Genomic DNA, 5,474 nt, shown 5'->3' with positions numbered 1-5,474 from the left:
CGCGCGGTTAAAAAGGCTGATTTTACTTCAGTTCCAATCAATTATCCGTAAGACTTGCCGGAAAACTGAAGATATCTATTAATAGCTGTTGAGTTTGTTTTATTAGAATGCAACTGATTGGTTAGAGATAGTATAGTTTTCACATCTTTTAATGCTTTAATATCTTGTTTATCCCATTGCTCCATCTTGTCACTTTTAAGATAACCATCAATCTCCCACAATGATGTTTTTACATCCGTAGTCATTGATGAATCGTAGTTTGAGCTTAAATTTTCAATGGTTTTTTCCGCCCGATTTAAGGCGCCAATAAGCCCATCTTGAGGATCTTTTTCATTCACTTTATCCCGAAAACTATCAATCCAATCCAGTACTTTAGTGGTTTCATCCGAAAGTTGGTCTGTTTTATTACTACTAGTAGCCCCGCCCAATTTTTCTGCTTCCACTGCTGTCAGAAAACCATCATTCTCGAGTCTTTTAATATATTTGGGCAGATCAGCTAACGATAACTGCCCTCCACTAAAAAAATCCTTAGCAATGCTCTGAACCTTCATCGCTCGATTTGAAAAATTGACAGAGTCTGTCTTCGTTGTAGCCTTTGTGTCTACAGCAGCCTGGCTCTTTGCCGTACTTTCTATTGCTTTGCTTGCGCTTGTCTCTTCTGTGCTTTTTCCACTTTCAACATTACTCATTAGAGGACTGGGTATCGAGGACTGCATTGTTGTATACATGTTAAGAAAACCTTTTTTATATTTATCTTTAAAAACAAGCAATAATCACACCAATTCTAGAAGGTGATTCGTATTATAATCGTCCGGTTGTAGCTTCGTATCAAAGGGATGTGAAGGTTGAAGGTGTTTAGCATGCTTTTGATAAATATAAGGTTTGCACACAACCCATAAATTATGTGTTTTCAGTGAATAGCTAGAAATAACTCGGTTAAACAGACTGTAATAACATCCGAACTATGAATATCTAAAGGCTAACAAACGGTGGTCTTTTTTGTATTTGAGTATCCTCAAAAAGTTACACTGTAACTAACCTAATCTGCTGCTTTAGTTTCTCCCCCTGGTTAATTTCAAAATAATCCCATAGCGGCTATCTGAGGAGTGCAATCAGTAGAAAGGACAATCACAAAGGGGGCTTCTTAAAACTTCTCAGTGTTCAATTTTAAAGGCTTTTTTTCGGGGGAATAACGGATATTTACCATAAGCGGTATTTCGCGCATGCGACTTGCGCTAACATTGGTTAAAAGTTTATTTGTTTTCTAAAAGCCCAGTTATTTTTAATTTCAATATGCCTAATGTAGAAAGAAAACATATGCAACCATAATTCAATCATATATGATTGAATTTTAACTATGCTTGAGTGGTGTATGATGATTGTTTTAAATAAAAAAATAGAAGTATCCGAATCTACATTTAAACGACTAGAAGTTTTAGCTAAAGGGTTTGATACTCCTGATTCAGTAATTAACCGTTTGATTGATGAAATTGAAAATAAAAAAGTAACTAAGCCACTTCTTTCTTTTAGCCCTAGTGATGAAAAACACTTCCTTAAGCTTCTTATTAGAGATCGTATTGCAGAAGTAGTGTTATATAAAAATGATGGAAGTAGGACTATTACTAAATGGAATGCATCGAAATTAATGGAAACATCTAACCTTCGTGCGAATCTCTGGTCTGGTTTTTTAAGAGGATGGAAAGAAAAAGGCATTATTAGTGCCGAGTTTTCGATATATCCTAACCTGAACAATATTGAGAATGAAAAAACCAAAATACTAGCAAGTACGTTAAATTTAACATTCTCTGAAATGAAAGATCTAGATGATGATTATGAAATAACTGAACATGTTGATGCTGATGGTCGTATTTATGATTTCACCATTCGGTTTTTTGATGTGTGCAATCCTAAAATATTAGCTAATATAAATGGGCTTAATAAAAACAATGAATTCAAATTCGGGGCATTTACAGACACATCTTCTGTAATTTCTAATTTTTCTTCTAAATCAACCCTAGAACCATAATTATTGGCTTAAGTGATTGGGTAGTTCATTAAAAAAATCATGAATTATATTTACCATAACACCCGTTTCACGAAAGAAAAAAAGCTACCTAAATGGTGGCTTTTTTTAGCCCCTGAGATCGCCTACTTTAAATTTTTTAGTCCAATTACCCGTAGATTTTAAATTAAGACCACATTGATAGTTACACTGTAATTTTATGGTTCTAACATAATTATTATTTAATATTTATATAACGTCAGTCCCGTGCTGTAAGCGACAAGATTTTTATTAGGTTATTTTTTTGGGGGAGAGTGAGGTTTTAAAAATAGAATTTTTTTAGAGAAAGAGCTTCATTTTTAGCGCTTTACAGAATACTCTAAACGCCAGATGTGAAAAAACCGCGTTGACGCGCGGTTATTTCGGCATTTACAGAGTCTTTAGGGGACTAGGTAAACTAACAAACTTACCGCAATTTTAAACATTCCCCCGTAAAAATCAAACTGTATCTGCCTATATTTCGTTTGGAATCATGATGTGGACTTTAAATATTCTATCTTGGACGTTATTAAATGCATCAACCAGTAATCAAGGGGTTCTCGAATACTGGCGGCACGGGTCAATTAGTAAACGACGTAATATGGCAGGTTATAAGCATAGCCACTTATAGCCCTAGAAAAGCCTAATGAACCGCATTGAAGCGGGTTTATCAGAAATCCTGATGGATATACCTAATTGATTGTCATCGACGGAGAGGGGCGCTTTTAAGCGTATCTGATGGCACGTAGGGCTAACGAAAACACACGAAACAATGTGATTCGCTACTCGATAAAAAGAATAAAAATGTCCTTATTTGGGTAGGGGTCGGCGTAGCCGAAAACAAATATTTAAGCGCGTTAGCCGGCATTACTCTTTTTCTTTTAGATCCCAAATATAGGACTACCGGCTTAAGGAGTGAGTTGGAGGGCTAAGGGAAATAACTTGTGGTAAACGTCTTTTTGTTTTCCCCAGGTTATTCCCTGGTATGACGCAGTCATAAGTCCTCTAACTTGAGCGACTACCCCAAGGTCATTCATTAGACTGGCTCTATTTGAATAAATCCATTTGAATTTCACCTGTGATCATTCCCTCAATTATTTCTGACTGAGTCACCCCTTTTGTTTCTGCCATGAGTTTAAGTTTTGATGCTATGTTCTTATCCAATGTTAGCTGAACAGACTTTTTATCTGTTTGGTTAATTCTTTTTCTACGGGCTGAAATAGCATTATTTAAACGTTTTAAACCGACTTCATTAAGCATTTTTCTAATGTGTGTTACGTCCTCAAACATAGATCCATATCGATCCATTTTAAACGCATGTTCAACGCCTTTAAAATCGATCCATACACCACTTGAATCCCCTTTTTTAAATTGTGTTTTAAACCATTCAGATTGGTATTCAAAAAACTGCTCATCATCAATAATTTTCATTTGTTATCTCCTCTTGCATGACTCAGTCATTATAGCATGAAATCTAATTATGACTAAGTCATATCAACATTTCTTGCATATTTTTTTTAACAGGTTTAAGATTGAATGGGTTCCTTTTTACGAAGTAAAAAGCCAGCAGACACAGAGGGGGCGCTTCGCACCTGTCCCTCTTTGCTGGTTGGGGAGCCCCCAAACCCCTAAATGACTAACCCTTTATTAAGAATATGACAATTATGACTAAGTCAGAAAAGAGAGAAAAGAAAATATCTATACGTGTTTCAGATACGGAAAAACTCGATCTTCTTGCTCGTTGCGAAGGATCTGAATTAGCCGCTTGGATGCGTGAAACTTGTCTTGCAGCTACTCCAAAAAGACAACCTAAATATCCAGAAATAGAGCCTCAATTATTAAAGCAATTATCAGGGATTGGGAATAACTTAAATCAGATTGCCAGAGGTCTAAATTCAAAACATTTTAAACCAGTGGATTCAGTAAAAGTTATTTCAGCTTTGCAATCAATGGCTGAAAATATTGCTCTTATAAAAGAGAAAAATAAGGCCAAAGATGATTGTTAAATTTTTTAATCGAGGAACCGGTGGAGGGAGTGGGCCGGTAGATTATCTACTAGGAAAAGACCGAGAACGGGAGCTTGCAAAACTTGAACAGGGCGATCCAGATGAAATTATTAATCTAATTAATTCATGTGAGTTTACCCAGAAGTACAAAAGTGGGTGTCTGTCTTTTTCTGAAAAAGACTTATCGCCAGGGATCAAAAATAAACTCATGGCTGACTTTGAAAAAGTATTACTCCCTGGGCTGGATAAAAACCAGTATTCAATTTTATGGGTAGAGCACAAAGACAAAGATCGATTAGAGCTTAATTTTGTCGTGCCATGTGTAGAGCTTACCACTTCAAAACGCTTGCAACCCTACTACCACAAGATAGATCAAAAGAGAGTTGATACATGGAAAAGGATCATAAATACATCACTCAATCTGCATGATCCAGATGCCCCCGAAAACAAGCGAGCTGTAAAACCTTTGCACGTAACCAACTTGCCACAAGCAAAGCGTGAACAAGTAGAGCAGATCAATAGCGCATTACTCAACCAGATAGAAATAGGGCTTGTGAAAAATAGGTCTGACGCAGTCATGGCGTTAGAAAATGCAGGGTTTATCATCACTCGACAAGCTAAAAACACGATCTCAATTAAAGATCCAAATGGCGGTAAAAACATAAAACTTAAAGGCGAAATATATGAATCAACTTTCCAATTTAGCAGAGAACATGCAAGCAGAGTCAGAACAGCTCAAGCAGTTTATGACGCAAAAAGAGCAGAAAACCTTGAACGAAATGAAGAAACTTTTAGAGATCTTTTGTCAAAAAAGAGAGAGTTCAATAGAAAATTATATCAAGCAGGTAGAGAAAAAAATCGACCAGCACTTCGAGAACTCGAAGAAAGCACTCGACCAGTACTTCGAGCACTCGAAGAAAGCACTCGACCAGCACTTCGAGCACTCGAAGAAAGCAATCGACTCAATGTCCCGCTATCGCATATCCAAGACGCTGAAATTCAGCGTAGCCATTCTCTCAATCATGGGGATATTCATCGCGGGGATGGGGGGCACAGCGTGGTGGATGAGCAACATGATCAAGGACAACGCCCAGCAGATAATTCAACAAAACGAAGTGCTGAAATTGGAGGGGCTGGAGATGCTAACCATCGAAGGGAAAACCTACATAACAGCGCCTTTCAACACAGTGAAAAAAGCATACGTAAACCAAGACAACACTCTTCAAGTATGGGAGCTAAATTAAATGACAGAGCTAGAAAAACACCTATTGAGCGCATTAGAGCAGTTCTCAAAAGATCAGGAGACTATGTTTCAAGAGTTCAAAGCTACTTCAGAAAAGCTGATAACGAGACAGGAACAGCAACAGCAGTTTTGCGAAAATTTACAGGAAGAAAACAAGAATCTGACTCAGTCAGTGACGCGCTTA

General features: G+C 37.1%; 5 protein-coding genes and 1 pseudogene. 4 read left to right on the top strand and 2 right to left on the bottom strand.

The window, feature by feature from the left end:
* Positions 1–41: 41 nt before the first annotated feature.
* Entirely contained in the window at positions 42–770 is a 729-nt protein-coding gene (locus MT391_RS20425) for a hypothetical protein (protein ID WP_499499904.1), read from the bottom strand.
* Between the two features lie 602 nt (positions 771–1,372).
* Here MT391_RS20425 and MT391_RS20420 point away from each other — a divergent pair.
* Positions 1,373–2,026 carry a hypothetical protein gene (locus MT391_RS20420; protein WP_499499902.1) on the top strand — a complete coding sequence of 218 codons (654 nt, stop codon included), beginning with the start codon at positions 1,373–1,375 and terminating at the stop codon, positions 2,024–2,026.
* 1,062 nt (positions 2,027–3,088) lie between these two features.
* Here MT391_RS20420 and MT391_RS20415 read toward each other — a convergent pair.
* Positions 3,089–3,472: a ribbon-helix-helix domain-containing protein gene (locus tag MT391_RS20415; protein ID WP_499499900.1), complete on the bottom strand. Its 384-nt coding sequence runs from the start codon at positions 3,470–3,472 to the stop codon at positions 3,089–3,091.
* A 233-nt stretch (positions 3,473–3,705) separates the two neighbouring features.
* On the opposite strand from MT391_RS20415, the gene MT391_RS20410 reads away from it, so the two are divergent.
* The 3 genes and pseudogenes from MT391_RS20410 to MT391_RS20400 all read left to right on the top strand — a co-directional run.
* Positions 3,706–4,047, top strand: a complete 342-nt coding sequence (locus tag MT391_RS20410) for a MobC family plasmid mobilization relaxosome protein (RefSeq protein WP_499499899.1) — start codon at positions 3,706–3,708, stop codon at positions 4,045–4,047.
* Positions 4,037–4,363, top strand: a pseudogene (locus MT391_RS20405) (mobilization relaxase); the annotation flags it as partial. The gene MT391_RS20410 and the pseudogene MT391_RS20405, both read left to right, overlap by 11 nt.
* A 928-nt stretch (positions 4,364–5,291) precedes the next feature.
* Positions 5,292–5,474, top strand: a 183-nt coding sequence (locus MT391_RS20400) for an MbeD/MobD family mobilization/exclusion family protein (protein WP_499499906.1), incomplete at its 3' end; no start/stop codon positions are given.

Source organism: Vibrio sp. 1-Bac 57 (assembly GCF_037546855.1).
Taxonomy (GTDB): Bacteria; Pseudomonadota; Gammaproteobacteria; order Enterobacterales; family Psychromonadaceae; genus Psychromonas.
The sequence above is the reverse complement of the archived record's forward strand: the minus strand, read 5'-3'. Positions and strand labels throughout refer to the sequence as shown.

Excerpts from the sequence above, each read along its gene's own strand:
- MT391_RS20420 (WP_499499902.1), top strand. The coding sequence starts at position 1,373 with ATGATGATTGTTTTAAATAAAAAAATAGAAGTATCCGAATCTACATTT.
- MT391_RS20415 (WP_499499900.1), bottom strand. The coding sequence starts at position 3,472 with ATGAAAATTATTGATGATGAGCAGTTTTTTGAATACCAATCTGAATGG.
- MT391_RS20410 (WP_499499899.1), top strand. The coding sequence starts at position 3,706 with ATGACTAAGTCAGAAAAGAGAGAAAAGAAAATATCTATACGTGTTTCA.